Genomic DNA, 17,391 nt, shown 5'->3' with positions numbered 1-17,391 from the left:
CCTTGTCAACGCCTGGCGTTGACAAGGCGCCCTTCCGTACACAGCAGAAGCTCGGCCGGCCAGCCCGCGGGCTGCTGCTCGGCGGCATGATCGCCGCGCCGGTCACCGCCGGACAGGAGGGGGTGCCGGGGAACCGGCCACCGCGTCGAGCTGACCGGGCGGCGGGCCCGCGCCCGGTGGCGCCACTGCTCCGAAACTTTCGGCGCTGTGCGGGTCGGAAAGCTGCCCTGCCGTCCGACGTTCTTGCTGGCAGCGAGGTCATTGACGGATGACGGGGCGCTTAGTAGCCTCAGCGCAACAAGTCATCACATGTAAATATCTCGATAAGTTTCGGAGGCGACGACCCCGCCGACGAGGGGACCACTGCCGACTCGTCGGCGGGGCCGCTCGTCGGCTTCCGCCCGCGCGTCCCCGCTGGTGAGAACCCCGTCGCCGGAGATTCGCCGCGGTCACCCGACCACCGCCGCTCACGATCACCGATGGAGGGCCGTTGAAACGCGTCCGGACCACCGCAGCCGTCATCGCCACCGCCGCGCTCCTCCTCGCCGGTTGTGGGGGATCGGATGGCAAGTCCGACTCGAAGACCTTCGAGTTCTGGTCGTTTGCCAACATCAACCAGAAGGCCGACGTCGACGTCTACACCAAGGCGCACCCCGACGTGCGCGTCAAGCTCACCGAGGTGGGCAGCACGACCGAGACCGCGCAGGCGCTCACCGCCGCGCTGGCCGGTGGCAAGGTGCCCGACCTGGTGCTGATCCAGGCCGACGACCTGCCGAAGTTCATGCAGTCGCCGGACAACTTCGTCGACCTCACCACGCTGGGCGCGAACGACATCAAGGGGAACTACCTCGACTGGGTGATGGCGCAGTCGACGACCAAGGACGGCAAGATCATCGGCGTGCCGACCGACGTCGGCGGCCTCGCGGTGGCCTACCGGACCGACCTGTTCAAGGCGGCCGGCCTGCCCACCGACCGGGAGGCGGTCGCCAAGCTCTGGCCGACCTGGGACGAGTTCATCGACGTCGGCAGGACGTACGTCGAGAAGACCGGAAAACCGTTCGTGGACAACACGCCGACCAGCGTCTTCTTCCAGGCGGTCAACCAGGGCAGCCAGCGTTACTACAGCGCCGACCGCAAGCTGGACTACGACAACGAACAGGTCAAGGCGGCGTTCGATGTGACGCTGAAGGCCTTCGGCGCGGGTATCTCCGCCAAGCAGACGTCGTTCTCGTCCGGCTGGACCGCGGCCATGAAGAAGGGCGACTACGCGGTGGTGTGCTCACCGTCCTGGATGCTCAGCCAGATGAAGACGAACGCCCCCGAAACAAACGGCAAGTGGGACATCGCCACCATTCCCGGTGGCTCGGGGAACTGGGGTGGCAGCTTCCTCGCCATCCCCAAGCGCGCCAAGAACGCGAAGGCGGCGTGGAACTACATCTCCGAGATGCAGTCACCGAAGGGCCAGCTGGACCACTTCCTGTTGCAGGGATCGCTGCCCACCACGCCGTCGGTCTACACGGACCCGCAACTGGTCGGAAAGACCGACCCGTTCTTCAGCAACGCACCGATCGGCAAGATCTACACCCAGTCGGTGGTCGGGATCAAGCCCTTCTACTTCGGTCCGCAGGACGGCCCCGTCGGCACCGAGTTCCTCAACACGCTCACCAGCGTCGAGCAGGGCAAGGTGAGCCCGGCCAACGCCTGGGACACCGCGCTGACGAATGTCAAGAACGCCGTCCGCGAATGACCACCGTGCTCGGCCCGGCCCCGGTTCCACCTGACGTCCGGAGGCCCGTTCGCAACCGGCGGATCCGACAGGGCGTACGGGAGTCCCTGGCGCCGTACGCGTACATCTCGCCGTTCTTCGTGCTGTTCCTGGTCTTCGGCCTCTTCCCGTTGCTGTTCACCTTCTACATCTCGCTGTTCGACTGGGACCCGATCGGCGAGCACCGTTTCGTGGGGCTGGACAACTTCTCCGAACTCCTGCACGACCCGCGCTTCTGGGGGGCGTTGCGGAACACGTTCAGCATCTGGGTGTTGTCGACGGTGCCGCAGTTGCTCCTGGCGCTCGGCCTGGCGCATCTGCTCAACCACGCGCGGCTGCGGCTGGCCGCGTTGTTCCGGATGTCGGTGCTCGTTCCCTACGTCACCTCGGTGGCGGCCACGACCATCGTCTTCGCCCAGATGTTCGACCGGGACTACGGCATGATCAACTGGTTCCTCGGGTTGCTGGGCTTCGACCACATCGACTTCACGGCGTCGCTGTGGGGCAGCCACATCATGATCGCCACGATGATCGCCTGGCGCTGGACCGGTTACAACACCCTGCTGTACCTCGCCGCGCTCCAGGCGGTTCCCCGGGAACTGTACGAGGCAGCCGCCGCCGACGGTGCGAACGGCTGGAAACAGTTCCTGCACATCAGCATTCCCTCGCTACGGCCGATCATCGCGTTCACCGTCGTGACGTCGACCATCGGCGGGTTGCAGGTCTTCACCGAGCCGCTGCTGGCCAACCCGGTGGGCGGACTCACCTGCGGGGCGGCGCGGCAGTGCCAGACCGTCACCCTCTACCTCTACGAGCAGTCCTTCGGGCAGTTCCACTTCGGCTACGGCGCGGCGGTAGGCGTCGCGCTCTTCGTCATCGTGGTGGCCTTCTCCGGACTGAACTACCTGCTCACCACCCGCATCCGTTCGGAGCGCCCATGAAGCCCGTACCCCCGACCGCCGCGCCCGGGCGGGCCCGGCGGCGCTCGGCCAACCGCGTCCCGGTCCCGGTGTACGCGCTGCTCACCCTCATGGCGCTCGCCAGCGTCTTTCCGCTCTACTGGATGTTCGTGGTGGCGACCACGGACTCCGCCACCGCGACGACCCTCCCACCGACCCTCACCCCCGGCGGCAACTTCCTGCACCTGGCGGAACTGGTCTTCAGCATCGTGCCGTTCGTGCAGTCCCTGCTCAACAGCCTCGTCGTCGCCAGCACGATCGCCGTGGGCCAGGCGGTGCTCTGCGCGTTGGCCGGCTTCGCCTTCGCCAAGCTGTCCTTCCCCGGACGCAACACGCTGTTCCTCATCGTCGTGCTGACCATGACGGTGCCGGCGCAGCTGGCCGTGGTGCCGCAGTACCTGATCATCTCTGAGCTGAACTGGGTCGACAGTCTTCCGGCGGTGATCGTGCCGGGGCTGGTCAGCGCGTTCGGCATCTTCTGGATGCGCCAGCACATCGGCAGCACCATCACCGACGAGCTGATGCAGGCGGCGCGTGTGGACGGCGCGACCACCTGGCAGATCTTCTGGCGGATAGCCTTCCCGATCGTCCGCCCGGCGGCGTACGTGCTGGGACTGTTCACGTTCGTGTACGCGTGGAACGACTTCCTGTGGCCGTTCATCGTCCTGAAGTCGCCGGAGAACTACACCGTCCAGATCGCCATCAAGGCCCTGCAGCAGAACCGGGACATCGACCTGGGCCTGGCGATGTCCGGCTCCTTCCTGGCCACCATTCCGCTGCTGGTGCTGTTCGTCTTCGTCGGCCGCCGGCTGGTGCAGGGAATCATGGAAGGCGCGTTCAAGGGGTGAGGTGCCGTGCCGGTCCGTCATCCGGCCGGCTGGTAGTCGAACCAGTCGAACCGGGCGGTTCCCTCGGTGACGTACATGCCGATGACCCGTCCGGTGAAGCCGGAGGCAACCTCGGTGGACAGGTAGCGTCCGTCGAGCTCCGCCAGGGACGACCAGCCGTCGTCGGTCTCGACCTCGAACCCGATCGTGTCACTGCCGGCGGCCACGACGCCCACGAGGCCCGCCTGGGCGAGACCGTCGGACGAGGTCACCGTCGGGGGCAGCACGTCGGCGGTCCGGATGCTCAGCGCCACGGTCACCGCCCCCGCCGGCACGGGACACTCCCCGAACACCTGTCGGAACGGCCCGACCCGGCCGATGACCCGAGCCCGTCCCCGCGCGAGTTCCAGGTCGTAGTGATGAGCCTCGTCGATCCTGATCGTCAGGCCGGACCGGCCGGAGCCGGGATCGATGCGGGCGCTGACCCGGCAGTCATGGTGCTGCTGACGGCGGCCGACGATGGTGGCGCCGCTCCGGTCGAGGCTGTCACCGGTCGCGTGCAGGGTCAGCCAGCCGGGTCGGTCGGTCAACGACCACGCGGAGGCGGGCCGGCTCCGGGGGGAGATCCACTGCGCCCCCAGCCGCTCGTCGTCGAAGTCGTCCCGGTCGTCGGATCGGCCTGTCCCCGCCGAGCCGGTCCCGGCCGGGACCGGGTCGACCACCGGCCACCCGTCGACCCAGCGCACCGGCACCAGGAACGTCTCCCGCCCCAGTACGTGGTAGGGCGGCCACTGCCCCTTGGGACGGATGCCCAGCAGGACCATCCACCAACTGCCGTCGGCGGCCTCGACCATGTCGGCGTGCCCGGTCGCCTGCACCGGCCGGTCGGTGCCGCGATGCGTCAGGATCGGATTGGCCGGCCCGGGCTGGAACGGCCCGCGCGGCGAGCGCGCGCGGGCGACGCTCACCGCGTGGCCGGTGTGCGTGCCGCCCTCCGAGACGAGCAGGTACCACCAGTCGCCGACCCGGTACAGATGCGGCGCCTCCGGGTACTGGCCGCCCGTTCCCGACCACATCGGCACCGGCCCCTCGAAGACCTCTCCGGTACGCGGGTCGATCCGGTACGACTCGACCCCGGAGACCGTCAGCCAGCAGTCGCCGTCGTCGTCCCACGCCAGCGAGGGGTCTACGTGGGGCAGGTCCAGCCAGACCGGATCCGACCACGGGCCGACGGGGTCGGTCGCCGTGACGATCAGGTGCCGGCCGAGCGTGACGTTCGTCGTGACGATCCAGAACCGGTCGTCGTGGTGGCGGATCGTCGGCGCGTAGATGCCCCGCGAGGCCAGCGTGTCGGCGGGCAACCGAAGCTGACCGGCGCGGTCGAGCACGTTGCCGATCTGATGCCAGGTGGACAGGTCCCGACTGTGGAAGATCGGCACACCGGGCGAGTACTCGAAGCTGGAGCACACGAGGTAGTAGTCGTCGCCGGCACGGCAGATGCTCGGGTCGGGCCAGAAGCCCGGCAGGATCGGGTTGCGGTAGCCACCGTCCGTGGGCTCCGGTTCCATTTCCGCTCCCTCTCGTGCGGCCACGACGCCGGCTGCGTGCCATGACATCTGCGTGCTTCGATCTTTGCGTAAAGTGCGGTCAGGCGCGACATCGAAACCACCCGCCAAGGAGGGCTCCCGGATGACATCCGTGTTCCATGTGGCGACAGGCGGTTCGGATCGTGCCGACGGCTGCGCCGAGCGGCCGTTCCGGACGATCAACCGGGCGGCCGGCGTCGCGCAGCCCGGTGACACGGTGATGGTGCACGCGGGGGAGTACCGCGAGTGGGTGAAGCCACGCCATGGCGGTCTCAGCGACTCCCGCCGCATCACCTACGAGGCGGCGCCCGGCGAACACGTGGTGATCAAGGGGTCGGAACGCGTCACGGGCTGGGAGCCGCTCGGCGGCACGGTGTGGCGGGCGGTCGTCGACAACGCGCTGTTCGGCTCGTTCAACCCGTTCGCCGAGGAGGTGGCCGGCGACTGGATCGTGTACGGCAAGGGTGCCCCGCGCCGGCACCTCGGCGACGTCTACCTGAACGGCCTGAGTTTCTTCGAGGTGGGGAGCCGGGCGGAGGTCGACGATCCGCCCCGGCGCACCGAGGTCGTCGACGACTGGACCCGGGTGACCCATCCGGTCGGCGATCCCGACCAGACCCGGCTCGTCTGGTATGCCGAGGTCGCAGAGCAGACGACGATCTGGGCCAACTTCCAGGGCGCCGACCCGAACACGGAGCTGGTCGAGATCAACGTACGCCGCAGCGTCTTCTACCCGGACCAGCCGCACCTGGACCACATCACCGTCCGTGGCTTCGAGCTGGCGCACGCGGCCAGCCCGTGGGCGCCGCCGACCGCCGACCAGCCGGGCCTGATCGGGCCCAACTGGGCGAAGGGGTGGGTCATCGAGGACAACGTGATCCATGACGCCAAGTGCGCGGCGATCTCGATCGGGAAGGAGGGGTCGACCGGGCAGAACTTCTCGGCGCTGCGTGGTGACAAGCCGGGCTACCAGTACCAGCTGGAGTCGGTCTTCGCGGCCCGCCAGATCGGGTGGGACCGGGAGCACATCGGCTCGCACGTGATCCGACGCAACACGATCTACGACTGCGGCCAGAACGCGATCGTCGGCCACCTCGGGTGCGCGTTCTCCACGATCGAGGACAACCACATCCACCGCATCGGCGTGAAGCGCGAGTTCTACGGGTACGAGATCGCCGGCATCAAGCTGCACGCCGCCATCGACGTGGTGATCCGGCGCAACCGGATCCACGGCTGCTCGCTCGGCACCTGGCTGGACTGGCAGGCGCAGGGCACCCGGCTCTCCCGCAACGTCTACCACGACAACTGCCGGGACCTCTTCGTCGAGGTCAGCCACGGCCCCTACCTGGTCGAGCACAACATCTTCGGCTCACCCGCCTCGCTGGAGCTGTTCAGCCAGGGAGGCGCCTTCGTCTGCAACCTGATCTGCGGCACGGTGCGGCTGGAGCCGGTGCTGGACCGCGCCACGCCGTACCACCGGCCGCACAGCACCCAGGTCGCCGGGTACGCGGTGATCTACGGCGGCGACGACAGGTACGTCGGTAACCTCTTCCTGGGCGGCGACCCGGGCGCGGCCTACGGCCCGGGCGCGGAGGGCGAGGGACCACCGCTGGCCGGCACCGCCGGATACGACGGCCATCCCGCGTCGTTCGAGGAGTACCTGGCCCGCCTCGCCGACCAACCCCCCAGCGACCAGCAGAAGTACGTCGACGTGAAACAGCCGGTGTACGCCCGCGCGAACGCCTACGCCGCGGGCGCCCGGCCGTTCGAGGGTGAGCATGGGCCGCGTGTTCTCAGCGCCGCGACGGCGACGGTCGTCGACGAGGGCGACGCGGTCTGGCTCGTCACCGATCTTCCCGGAGAATTCGACGGGGCCCGCGTCGGTGTGGTCACCGGCCGGGACCTGGCACGGGTCCGGTGCGCCGACGCGGAGTTCGAGGAGGTGGACGGCAGCCCCGCCGTCATGGACGTCGACCTGTCGGGTGCATCCCGGCAACCTGGGCGAGACAGTGCCGTCGGCCCGATCGCGGGCCTCCGGTCCGGGGCGCGCCGGACGCGCGTCTTCTGACGACGGCAAGCACCCCGGGCCGCGTGGTCACGGTGCCGGCTGTGGCACCGTGACCGGCCCTCTTTGGTGGAAGTGTTTGAGGTCGTCGACGATGGCGGCGCGGACCGCCGCGCGTTCGGCCGCGGGCGTGATCTCGATGGCACGTCTGATCTCCGGCGGCAGGTGCGAGAGCGACGTCATGCGGTCTCGTTCTTCAGTGCGGGTCCGAGGAGCAGCCCGCCGTCGACGACGTGCTCGGCGCCGGTGATGAACGCGGCGTCGGGCGAGGCGAGGAACAGCAGCGTCGCGGTGATGTCGTCGGGTTGCCCGAGCCGGGGGACGGCGAACGGCTCGGGGGTGTAGAAGTCGGCGATCGGGGCGTCGGCGCCGGCCGCGGGTTCGGTGATGAACGTGGTGTCGACGACACCGGGGTGGATGGTGTTGACGCGGATGTTGTCGCGACCCAGTTCGAGGGCGGCGGTCCGGGTGAGCCCGCGGATGGCCCACTTGCTGGCGACGTAGGGCGCGTAGAAGGCGGTGCCGCCGACGGCCATGGTGGAGGCGATGTTGACGATCGCTCCGCCGCCCGCTCGACGGAGCGCTGGTGCGGCGGTCTTGATGCCGAGGAACGTGCCGGTGAGATTGATGTCGAGGATGCGGTTCCAGGTCGCCTGGTCGGTGGACTCGATCAGGGCCGGCGGGTTCTGCACGCCGGCGTTGTTGACCAGGATGGTGAGCGCTCCGAACGCTTCTTCGGCCGCCGCGACGGCGGCGGCCCACGACTTCTCGTCGGCGACGTCGAGGCGTACGGAAAGTGCTCTTTCCCCCAGTTCGGCGGCGAGGGCGGCGCCGCGCTCGGCGTTGATGGCCCCGATGACGACGTGGGCGCCCTCGGCGTGGAACGCGCGTACGTGACTGGTGCCTTGTCCACCGGTGCCGCCGGTGACGAGGACGGTCTGGGCGGTGAAGCGAGACATGCGGTCCTCCGTTGGCGAAGCGAGTGGTGAGTCATGCGACTCACCATGGCGACGGTATGCCATCCCGAGTGGTGAGTCAACCCACTCACCTCGCTATGATGGCCGCATGACGACCTATCACCAGCGGGTGGCTCAGCAGAAGCGCGCGCTGATCGTGCGGGCCGCCACGAAGCTGTTCCTCGAACTGGGCTACGACCGGGCGTCGCTGGCGCGCATCGCCGAGGAGGCCGGGGTGTCGAAGGCGACGTTGTTCAAGCAGTTCCCGACGAAGGCGGCCCTGTTCGATGCCATCGTCGTCGACTCCTGGGCCGGTGGGGACGACGCCGAGGTGCCGTCCGCGGGTGACCTGGCAGCCGGCCTGACCGCGCTCGGGCGGCACTACGCGACGCTGTTGGGCCGGCCGGGGATGGTGGACCTGTTCCGCATCGTCATCGCCGAGCTGCCCCGCTTCCCGGAGCTGGCCAAGGCGCACTTCGCCGAGGGCAAGCTGCCGTACTTCGAGACGGTCCGGACCTACCTCGTGGCGGAGCGCGACGCGGGGACGGCGGACATCGCCGACCCGCGGATGGCGGCCACGCAGTTCCTCGGGATGATCTCCAACTACGTGTTCTGGCCGAGCCTGCTGGTCCCGGGATGGACGGTGACCCCGCAGCGGACGATCACGGTGGTGGACGACGCCGTCCGCACCATGGTCGCGCGATACGACCGGTCCGCAGACCGGTAGGACCGGCAGCTCGGGGTTCCGGCGACCGCCGGCGGCGGCTCAGTCGTCGGCCGCGCCCGCCGTGTCGTTGCCCACCGCCGGGAACGTGACCTGGACCCGCAGCCCGTCGCGGCCGGTGGAGGACGCGGTGATGATGCCCTCGTGGGCTCGGGTGATCGAGCGCGCGATCGCCAGTCCGAGGCCCGCGCCGCCGCTGTGGTCGATGCGTCTGCCGGACCTGCGTCGGAATGGCTCGAACAGGGCGGCGACCTCGTCCGGAGGCACGTCGTCGCCGGTGTTCTCGACGACCAGCGCCGGGTCCGTGCCCACCCTCACCTCCAGGGTGCCCCCGGGTCGGTTGAACTTCAAACCGTTCTGCACCAGGTTGACCACCAGCCGTTCCAACAGCACCCGCTCACCGGTGACCAACCGGGGGGTCAGCCGGCTGACGATCGTGACGCCCGCCTCCTCGGCCCGGGCCCGGTGGGCGTCGAGCACCGCCGCGACGATCCGGTCGAGCCGCAGCGGGACGTGCGCCAGCAGACCACGATCGCTCTCGCTGAGCACCAGCAGCCCTTCGATCAGGCGCTCGTTGCGTTCGTTGGTCTCGAGCAGTTGCGCGGTGAGCAGCGCGAGCTGGTCGTCGCTGAGAGAGCGGGCCATGCCGACCTCGATCAGGGTGCGCTGGACGGCGAGCGGGGTCCGCAGTTCGTGGGACGCGTCCGCGGCGAACCGGCGCTGGGCCTCGTAACCCACCGCGATCCGGTCCATCATCTCGTCGATGGTGCGGCCCAGGACGGTCAGTTCGTCGCGGCCCGGGCCGGGCTTCAGCCGGTGGCCCAGGTTCTGCGGGCCGACGTTGGCGATCACCGGGACGAGGTCGCGCAGCGGACGCAGGCACCACCGTATGGCCGGGTAGCAGGCGGCCAGGAGGATCAGCAGGACGACCGCCTCGGCGATCGCGAGGGAGAGGCTCGGACGCCGGAAGACCTGGACGCAGACGAACGAGGCGTCGTTACCCGGCGCCCGCAACTCCGGCGTGGCACACCAGGACGGGCCGAACTCCCGCCACAACGCGAGGAACAGCTCGGCGATCGTGCTCACGAACGGGGCGATGAGCAGGAGGACCCCGAAGACCAGGAGCATCCGCCGCGCCGGTGAGGGGAAACTCATNCCATGCCCGGAGCCGATAGCCGACGCGGGGCACGGTGTGGATCACCGGCGGGTCCCCGAGCTTGCGGCGCAGGGTCATGACGGTGGTCCGTACCGTGTTGGTGAACGGGTCGGCGTGTTCGTCCCAGGCCTGCTCCAACAGATCCTCGGCGCTGACCACCCGCCCACCGGCGCGCATCAGCACATGAAGCACGGCGTACTCCTTCGGTGACAACGAGAGCGCCAGCCCGTCGCGGGCGGCCGTGTGCCGGGTGACGTCCAGCACGATGCCGTCCCGCTCCAGCACCGGCGGCAGCGCCGGGGTGGAGCGCCGGGAGAGCGCCTGCAACCGGGCGACGAGTTCGGCGAAGGCGAACGGTTTGGTCAGGTAGTCGTCCGCGCCCAGGCCGAGACCCTCGACACGTTGACGGATGCCGGCGGCGGCGGTCAGCAGCAGCACCCGGGTGCCGGTGTCGGACCTGGCGATCCAGCGGCACACCTCGTCGCCGGTCCGACCTGGCATGTCCCGGTCGAGGACGGCCACGTCGTAGCGGTTGACCGCGAGCCGCTCCAGCGCGCTGTCACCGTCGTAGACCACGTCGACGGCCATGGACAACCGCCGCAGCCCCTCGGCCACCATGTCGGCCAGCACCCGCTCGTCGTCGGCCATCAACACCCGCACCCCGTGTCCTTCCGCCGCTCCTCGCGCCCGCCGTCGACCGCAAGCCTGGCACCCGTCGCATAAAGAACCGATAAGGGCGCCGCCGACGCCGCGCGGACGACCGGAGTCGCAGCATCGGTCTGCTCCTGCTGCCGTTCGTACAGGCTGGTGAACCCGTGTTCCGACTCATCCCGAAGTGTGCCACGATCGCCCTGGTGGCCATGGCCGTCGCCGTCGCTCCCGTCGCGGCCCGGCCGGCGTCGGCGATCGCCTACGGTGAGGACGCGGCCGACGGGGCGTACCAATTCTCGGCCCGGCTGACCATGACCGGCCTGCCCGTGCCCGGCGGCGGNCCGGCCACTGCTTCCGCGCGTCCGACGGCCAGCGGGTCAGCCGGCTCGTGGCCGACCGGACCCGTGTCACGGTCGGACGCACGGACCTCACCGGTCGGGCCGGGTACGAGGCGGAGGCGGTCGCGGTCCGCCAGTCGGACACCGTCGACGTGGCCCTCGTCGAACTCGACACCGCGATCACCGGCGTGGTGCCGCTGCGGCTCGCCGACACGCCGCCGGTGGCGGGTGAAGTGCTCCGGCTGACCGGCTACGGCTCGACCACCGCCGACGGACTCGTGCCGGCGGGCCGGCTCCAGACCGGCCGGTTCACCGTCGGACGGGTCGGCGCCGACGTCATCGAGACCTCCGGCCGGCAGCCTCGCGGGGACACCAGTCCGTGCCCGCACGACTCCGGCGGGCCGTACTTCCGGGAGCGGGCGGACGGCACGGCCGTTCTGGTCGCGGTCGTCAGCACCGGCCCCGGATGTCCGCACCCCGGCCCCGACTTCAGCGCCCGCGCCGACATCCTCGGCGACTGGATCGCCGACACGATCGACCCGGCCGACGGTCCGGCGCGCTGGATACCGGCGGTCGGCGTGGGTGTGGCGCTCGTCCTGTTGCCGCTGGCCCTGGCGGCGCTTCGACGCCGACGAGCGCAGCGTCCCGGACGAGCTGACCGCGTGCTCGACCCGCCTCCCGGGAAGGGCTGACTGTCGAATGACCCAGCCCAGCCACGCCGAGTCGCCCGGTGGCAGCCGTCCTTCAGGCCGGCACCCTCTACGTCGTCGCCGCGGGGGGCGGGTGCGAGCCGAAGGCGGTGGCGGACCTGATCGACGAAGCCGCCCGCAGGCCGGGCGCTCGACCGCCTGGACTCCGTTTGACAGTCGATCGACCTACTGCTATCTGTTAATACAGTTTTCTAATTCTCGCGGCACTCGCCCGGGCCGAACGTCGCGTCGGGCGCCGACCGGCCGGCTGGCGGTTTGCCGCCACTTCCCGGAGGATCGCCATGGTGCGCAGAAGAACAGCAGCCTACGCCGTGGGCACCCTGCTGACCGGCATCGCGGTGGCCGGCTACGGCCTGCCGTCGGCCAGCGCCGCGACCGCCGGCCCGATCACCGGTCTGGCGGGCAAGTGCGTCGACGTGGCCGGCGCCAACCCGGCCAACGGCACGGCGGTGCAGCTCTACGACTGCAACGGCACGGCGGCCCAGACGTGGACGGTGGGCAACAGCGACAGCTCGATCCGCGCGCTCGGCAAGTGCCTCGACGTCACCGCCGCGTCGACCACCAACGGCGCCAAGATCCAACTGTACGACTGCAACAACACCGGCGCCCAGAAGTGGACCGCCGCCAGCGGTGGCGCCCTGGTCAACACCGCCTCGGGCAAATGCCTCGACGTGACCGACCGGAGCACCGCGAACGGCGCCCGACTGCAGATCTGGACCTGCGGTGGCACCAGCAACCAGCAGTGGACCCTGCCCGGCGGCGGCAACCCCACCCCGACCGCCACCGCCCCGGCCGGCACCAACCTCGACGACCCGGCGAAGAAGGACGTCGCCATGCAGCTCGTCTCGGCGGCGGAGAACTCCTCGCTCGACTGGCGCGCCCAGTTCTCCTACATCGAGGACATCGGCGACGGTCGCGGCTACACCGCCGGCATCATCGGCTTCTGCTCCGGCACCGGCGACATGCTCGAACTGGTCCAGGCGTACACGAACACCAAGCCCGGCAACGTGCTGGCCGGCTACCTCCCGGCGCTGCGTGCCGTCAACGGCACCGCGTCGCACGCGGGCCTCGACCCGAACTACCCGCGCGACTGGCGCACCGCCGCCAACGACTCGGTGTTCCGAGCCGCACAGGAGGCCGAACGGGACCGGGTCTACTTCAACCCGTCCGTTCGCGACGGCAAGACCGACGGGGTCCGGGCACTCGGCCAGTTCGCCTACTACGACGCGGCGGTCATGCACGGGTACGAGGGCATGCGCCAGATCCGCAGCCGCGCCCTCGCCCGGGCGAAGCCCCCGGCGCAGGGTGGCAACGAGCGGACCTGGCTCAACGCGTTCCTCGACGAGCGGGTCATCGAGATGAAGAAGGAGGAGGCCCACTCGGACACCTCCCGCGTCGACACGGCACAGCGGGTCTTCCTCAACAACGGCAACCTCGATCTGAACACGCCGTTGGTGTTCGCCGTCTACGGCGAGCAGTTCCGCATCGGCTNGCCCGGCCCACCTCGAACTGGCCGGGCGGGACGCCGTCACCGGGCTTGCGGTTCAGCCGGTGCGCCACTTCTGGTTGGCGGTGCCGCCGCACTCCCAGAGGTGCAACCGCGCGCCGTCGTTGCCGTTCCAGTCCTTGATGTCGACACACTTGTTGGCCTGCGGGTTGACCAGGTCCCCGGCGGCGGACAGCACGAACTGCTGGGCGGCGTTACCGCTGCAGGTGGCGATCTGGATGACCGCGCCGTTGTCCCGAGAGCCCCAGGCCACATCCATGCACATGTTGTTCTGCGTACGCAGGCTGCCGCCGGTGAAGGTCCAGCTCTGCGCCGCCGTACCGTTGCAGTTCCAGGTCTGCAGGGGGATGCCGTCGGCGAAGTTCGAGTTCGGCACGTCGATGCACTTGTTGTTCCAGTTGCTGATGATCCGGGTGCCGGTGCCGCCACCGCCGGTGGTGACCAGGCTCAGCCCGTAGACGCCCAGGATCTCGTTGACCGGCTGGAACCACATGGTGCCGCCGGACGTGCAGTTGCCCGATCCGCCCGAGGTCACCCCCTGGGCCTGGTCGCCGGAGAGCCAGGCGCCGCCGGAGTCGCCTCCCTCGGCGCAGGCGTTGCTGCGGCTCAGTCCGTAGACCGCGCCCTGCGCGTAGTTGACCGTCTCCTCCCGGCCCAGCAGGGTGCCGCAGCGCCAGCCGGTCGTCCGTCCCGACCGGCACACCGAACTGCCGATCACCGCGTCCCGGGAGCCGGCGACGGGAGCGTTGCCACCGGCGTAGTTGTTCACCCAGGGGCGTGGCGTCCAGTCGGCGTTCGTGCGGACCCAGGCGTAGTCGTTGCCCGGGAACGACGATCCGGCGAAGGTGCCCTGCGCCACGTTGTTGAATCCACGGGTGGGGCTGCCGGTGGCACCGCAGTGTCCGGCGGTGACGAAGCCACCCGTGACGGCGAAGCCCACCGAGCAGAGCACGTTGCCGTTGATGACGAACTGGTCGCCGCCACGGATGTCGTACAGGGGGCGTGGCGCGTCCGCAGCCGTCACGTAGCGGACGGTCTCGCCGTTGAGGCCGCTGCCACCGACGAAGTCCCGGGCGGCGCGCTCCTGGCCGGGCGCGACCCGCACCACGACCTCGTTGGCGGCGGTGTCCACGTACCAGCCGCGTACGGCGGCGCCGGGCGGGTGGTTGCGCGCGTGCCGGTCCAGCGTGGTGCGGGCCGAGGTGAGGCCCGTGAGCGTACGGGGGACGAGCCGGGGCCGGGCGCCCTCGGCCCGTACCGTGGCGGCGGCGGAGGCATCGGTGACGGCGACGGTGAGCGGGCCACTCGTGTCCAACCACGAGCCGGCGTACCGGGTGCCGAGGCGGGAGCGCAGCCGTCGGTCGACCACGGCCGCGGCGGCCTCGGCGGTGAGGCGGGCGGTGAGTTGGTCGTCGGTCAGGTGCAGATCGCGGCGCATCGCCTCGGCCATGCCGGCCGGTAGGCCGGACGCCTGCGCCTGTGCCCGGGGGGCGGGGGGAGCCGCCGGTGGTGCGGCGGCCGAGATCGGTAGCGCGAGCGTCGCGGCGGTGAGCAGTGCCATGGTCCTGAGCATCGAACTCCTTCCGGTGATCCGGTGTCGCGCCGTGCACGAGGCGCGAGAGAGCGCTCTCAGAGTGAAACCGTAAACATCCTTTGTCAATAGACGTCGGTCTTTGTCAGGGTGCCCAGGGCGTGGTGACGTTCCAGGTGCTGTCCGCGGCCCACAGCGCGGGTGAGTTCCACGCCTCGCCGCCCGTGCCGTTGCTCAACCAGACCTCGGAGTTGTAGTGCCGCAGATACCTGCCGCGGAAGTTGTAGGACTCCAACGAGACCCCGCTCCCGCTGACCCCGACCCGGGCGCACCAGGTGGCGTCCGCGCGGAGCAGCGCCGAGCCGTCGTTCGGCGAGTTGCGTACGCGTGAGTCCTGGTGTCGGAGGAACTGCCCGGGGAAGTTGACCGACTCGAACGAATAGCACGCCGCGTCGGCCAGACCCGCCCGGACCGTGTAGGTGGCGTCGTTCTTGAGCAGCGCCGAGCTGTTTCCGTCCACGATCTCCGTGTAGGCGAGGCTGTCCCGGTGCCGCAGGAACCGGTTGGTGAACCCGGGGGTCGTCACCTGCAAGGATCGCCGGGTGTTCACCGGCAGCGCCACCGGCGCCGCGCTGCCGATCGACTTCGACGCGTTGATCAGGGCCAGGTTGGCGGCCCGTACCCGGGCCTGGTCCATCTTGACCACCTGCCGGTCGTAGGTGAGGAAGCCGTTCAGCTCACCCTCCTGGTCGGCGATCTCCGTGTAGACCGAGGCGCTCAATCCCTTGCCGAGCATCAGGTTCTGCGTGCCCTGCACCAGGCCGACGAAGCGGTCGGTCAGCGCGGTGGAGTTCGGTTGCCACTCGTACGCGAAGAAGCTGCCGTTCGGGCTCCACTCGTGCCCGGCCGCGCGCAGGCCCAGGCCGCCGAACTCGCCGAGCACGGCGATCCGGCCGCTCGACGGCGCCGGCGAGTCCGGCCCCAGGTAGACGTGCCAGTCGTCGATGTCGCCGTTGCCGGGGTTGCCCAACGACTGGCAGCAGTTGTAGCCGCTGTGCGCGTTGACCAGCCGGGTCGGGTCCTGGTTCTTCACGTTCTGGGCGACCCGGCGGGTGTCGGCCAGCGCACGCTCCCCCCACCCCTCGTTGTAGACGGTGTAGGTGACGAGGGCCGGCGAGCTGCGGTGCTCGTCGACGATCTCGCGGGCCTCGGTCTCCAACTGGGCCTGCTGCGCGTCGGTCGCGTTGATGTCCTGCGCGGTCAGCGACGGCACGTCCTGCCACACCAGCAGACCGAGCCGGTCGGCGTGGTAGAACCAGCGCTGCGGCTCGACCTTGATGTGCTTGCGCACCATGTTGAAGCCGAGGTCCTTGTGCTTCTGCAGGTCGAAGGCGAGCGCGGCGTCGGTGGGCGCGGTGTAGAGCCCGTCCGGCCAGAACCCCTGGTCCAGCGTGCCGGTCTGGAAGACGAACTGGCCGTTGAGCTTGGGCCGCAGCACGCCGTTGACCACGCCGGTGCTGATCTCGCGCATGCCGAAGTAGTGGGTGGTCCGGTCGACCTGGCCACCGGCGGCATTCCGCAGGGTGACCCGCAGGTGGTAGAGGAACGGGTCGTCGGGCGACCAGCGGCGGGCGTTCGGCACGGGCACCTTGAACTCGGTGAAGCCGCCGGTGGCGGAGCCGACCACGGTGGTGCCGTCGAGCGCCTCGGCCAGGACGGTGTGACCGCTGACGTCCCCCCGGGTGAAGACCCGGACGCGCAGCGTGTTGTCGGCCAGGCTCGGATAGAGGTCGACGCTGCTGATCGAGGCCGTCGGCACCGGCTCCAGCCAGACGGTCTGCCAGATGCCGGAGCTCGGGGTGTAGAAGATCCCGCCGGGCTGCTTGGTCTGCTTGCCGATCGGCGGCAGGCTGCCGTTCTGCCGGCTGTCGGTCGGGTCCCACACCTTCACCACGATCTCGTTCGCGCCGCCCCGCAACTGCGCGGTGACGTCGAAGGTGAAGGCGTCGTAGCCGCCGGTGTGGCCGCCGACCGCGGCGCCGTTGACCCAGACGGTGGTCTGCCAGTCGACGGCGCCGAAGTGCAGCAGCACCCGGCGTCCGCTCCAGCCCGTGGGCACCGTCACGGTCCGCCGGTAGAACAGGTAGTTGCGGTTGTCGCCGGCGGCGCGCTGCACCCCGGACAGCGCGCTCTCCACCGGGAACGGCACGTTGACCCGTTCCGGCAGGTCGGTGCCGAACTGCGGGGCGTCGTCGGTGGCGGATTGGCGTAGCTGCCATTCGCCGTTGAGGTTGAGCCAGTCCGACCGGGTCATCTGCGGCCGTGGGTAGTCCGGCAGGGGCGTGCCGGTGAGTGCCTGGGCGGTCCAGGGCGTGGTCAGCGGCGGGTTCTTGGCCGGCACGGCGCGCGCCGGCGCGGCCGGCGCGATGAGCAGACCGGCGAGCAGGGTGAGAACGGTCAGGAGGGGTGCGGCGAGGCGGACGGGATCGGGACGTGTCATGCCGTCTCCATCGGACGGGCCGTCAGGGCCGAGCCTGCGCCGCTGGCGGCTGGCGGTGGGTTTTCCGGGCGATCCGTATAACGTTATAGAGCCCGGACGGACGATCAGTCAATGCC

The 17,391-nt window shown here is 70.0% G+C and carries 12 protein-coding genes and 2 pseudogenes; 7 read left to right on the top strand and 7 right to left on the bottom strand.

All coding sequences use genetic code 11. The features are described from left to right. Positions 1-490 precede the first annotated feature (490 nt). Genes B1205_RS15710 through B1205_RS15700 form a run of 3 tightly spaced genes read left to right on the top strand, consistent with a single transcriptional unit; the run spans position 491 to position 3,572 of the window. Positions 491-1,747 carry an ABC transporter substrate-binding protein gene (locus B1205_RS15710; protein WP_089156296.1) on the top strand — a complete coding sequence of 419 codons (1,257 nt, stop codon included), beginning with the start codon at positions 491-493 and terminating at the stop codon, positions 1,745-1,747. Then, positions 1,744-2,706 (top strand): carbohydrate ABC transporter permease, encoded by a 963-nt coding sequence (locus B1205_RS15705; RefSeq protein ID WP_089156295.1) that lies wholly within the window; start codon positions 1,744-1,746, stop codon positions 2,704-2,706. Before B1205_RS15710 ends, B1205_RS15705 begins: the two co-directional genes overlap by 4 nt. Next, a complete protein-coding gene (locus B1205_RS15700) occupies positions 2,703-3,572 on the top strand; it encodes a carbohydrate ABC transporter permease (RefSeq protein WP_089156294.1) in 870 nt (289 codons plus the stop codon). The genes B1205_RS15705 and B1205_RS15700 overlap by 4 nt, the downstream gene beginning before the upstream one ends. Positions 3,573-3,589: 17 nt before the next feature. Here B1205_RS15700 and B1205_RS15695 read toward each other — a convergent pair whose 3' ends face one another. Next, positions 3,590-5,119: a glycoside hydrolase family 43 protein gene (locus tag B1205_RS15695; RefSeq protein WP_089156293.1), complete on the bottom strand. Its 1,530-nt coding sequence runs from the start codon at positions 5,117-5,119 to the stop codon at positions 3,590-3,592. Positions 5,120-5,240: 121 nt separating this feature from the next. Between B1205_RS15695 and B1205_RS15690 the strand changes: the two genes are divergently transcribed. Next, positions 5,241-7,205 (top strand): right-handed parallel beta-helix repeat-containing protein, encoded by a 1,965-nt coding sequence (locus B1205_RS15690; RefSeq protein ID WP_089156292.1) that lies wholly within the window; start codon positions 5,241-5,243, stop codon positions 7,203-7,205. Between the two features lie 27 nt (positions 7,206-7,232). On the opposite strand, the gene B1205_RS29770 is transcribed toward B1205_RS15690, so the two are convergent. Then, on the bottom strand, positions 7,233-7,385 hold the full coding sequence (locus B1205_RS29770) for a hypothetical protein (protein WP_176308623.1): 153 nt from the start codon (positions 7,383-7,385) through the stop codon (positions 7,233-7,235). Then, positions 7,382-8,161, bottom strand: coding sequence for an SDR family NAD(P)-dependent oxidoreductase (locus tag B1205_RS15685; protein WP_089156291.1), 780 nt, complete (start codon positions 8,159-8,161; stop codon positions 7,382-7,384). The genes B1205_RS29770 and B1205_RS15685 overlap by 4 nt, the downstream gene beginning before the upstream one ends. 106 nt (positions 8,162-8,267) lie before the next feature. Here B1205_RS15685 and B1205_RS15680 point away from each other — a divergent pair, with 106 nt between their 5' ends. Next, positions 8,268-8,885, top strand: a complete 618-nt coding sequence (locus B1205_RS15680) for a TetR/AcrR family transcriptional regulator (protein ID WP_089156290.1) — start codon at positions 8,268-8,270, stop codon at positions 8,883-8,885. Positions 8,886-8,924: 39 nt separating this feature from the next. Here the strand turns inward: B1205_RS15680 and B1205_RS15675 are convergent, their stop codons facing one another. Both B1205_RS15675 and B1205_RS15670 read right to left on the bottom strand, forming a co-directional pair. Next, positions 8,925-10,037, bottom strand: coding sequence for a sensor histidine kinase (locus tag B1205_RS15675; protein WP_089156289.1), 1,113 nt, complete (start codon positions 10,035-10,037; stop codon positions 8,925-8,927). A 10-nt stretch (positions 10,038-10,047) separates the two neighbouring features. Next, a pseudogene (locus B1205_RS15670) lies at positions 10,048-10,698 on the bottom strand (response regulator transcription factor); the annotation flags it as partial. Positions 10,699-11,077: 379 nt separating this feature from the next. On the opposite strand from B1205_RS15670, the gene B1205_RS15665 reads away from it, so the two are divergent. Both B1205_RS15665 and B1205_RS32755 read left to right on the top strand, forming a co-directional pair. Further along, positions 11,078-11,719: a trypsin-like serine protease gene (locus B1205_RS15665; protein WP_254909976.1), complete on the top strand. Its 642-nt coding sequence runs from the start codon at positions 11,078-11,080 to the stop codon at positions 11,717-11,719. A 299-nt stretch (positions 11,720-12,018) separates the two neighbouring features. After that, positions 12,019-13,131, top strand: a pseudogene (locus B1205_RS32755) (chitosanase); the annotation flags it as partial. A gap of 150 nt (positions 13,132-13,281) precedes the next feature. On the opposite strand, the gene B1205_RS15655 reads toward B1205_RS32755, so the two are convergent. Continuing rightward, the gene (locus B1205_RS15655) at positions 13,282-14,817 is read right to left on the bottom strand and encodes a ricin-type beta-trefoil lectin domain protein (RefSeq protein ID WP_089156288.1); all 1,536 of its coding nucleotides are present in this window, start codon (positions 14,815-14,817) and stop codon (positions 13,282-13,284) included. A 103-nt stretch (positions 14,818-14,920) separates the two neighbouring features. Continuing rightward, positions 14,921-17,275, bottom strand: coding sequence for an AbfB domain-containing protein (locus tag B1205_RS15650; RefSeq protein ID WP_089156287.1), 2,355 nt, complete (start codon positions 17,273-17,275; stop codon positions 14,921-14,923). Between the last annotated feature and the right edge of the window lie 116 nt (positions 17,276-17,391).

It is taken from the genome of Micromonospora sp. NBS 11-29 (genome assembly GCF_002140155.1).
Taxonomy (GTDB): domain Bacteria; phylum Actinomycetota; class Actinomycetes; order Mycobacteriales; family Micromonosporaceae; genus Micromonospora.
The sequence above is the reverse complement of the archived record's forward strand: the minus strand, read 5'-3'. Positions and strand labels throughout refer to the sequence as shown.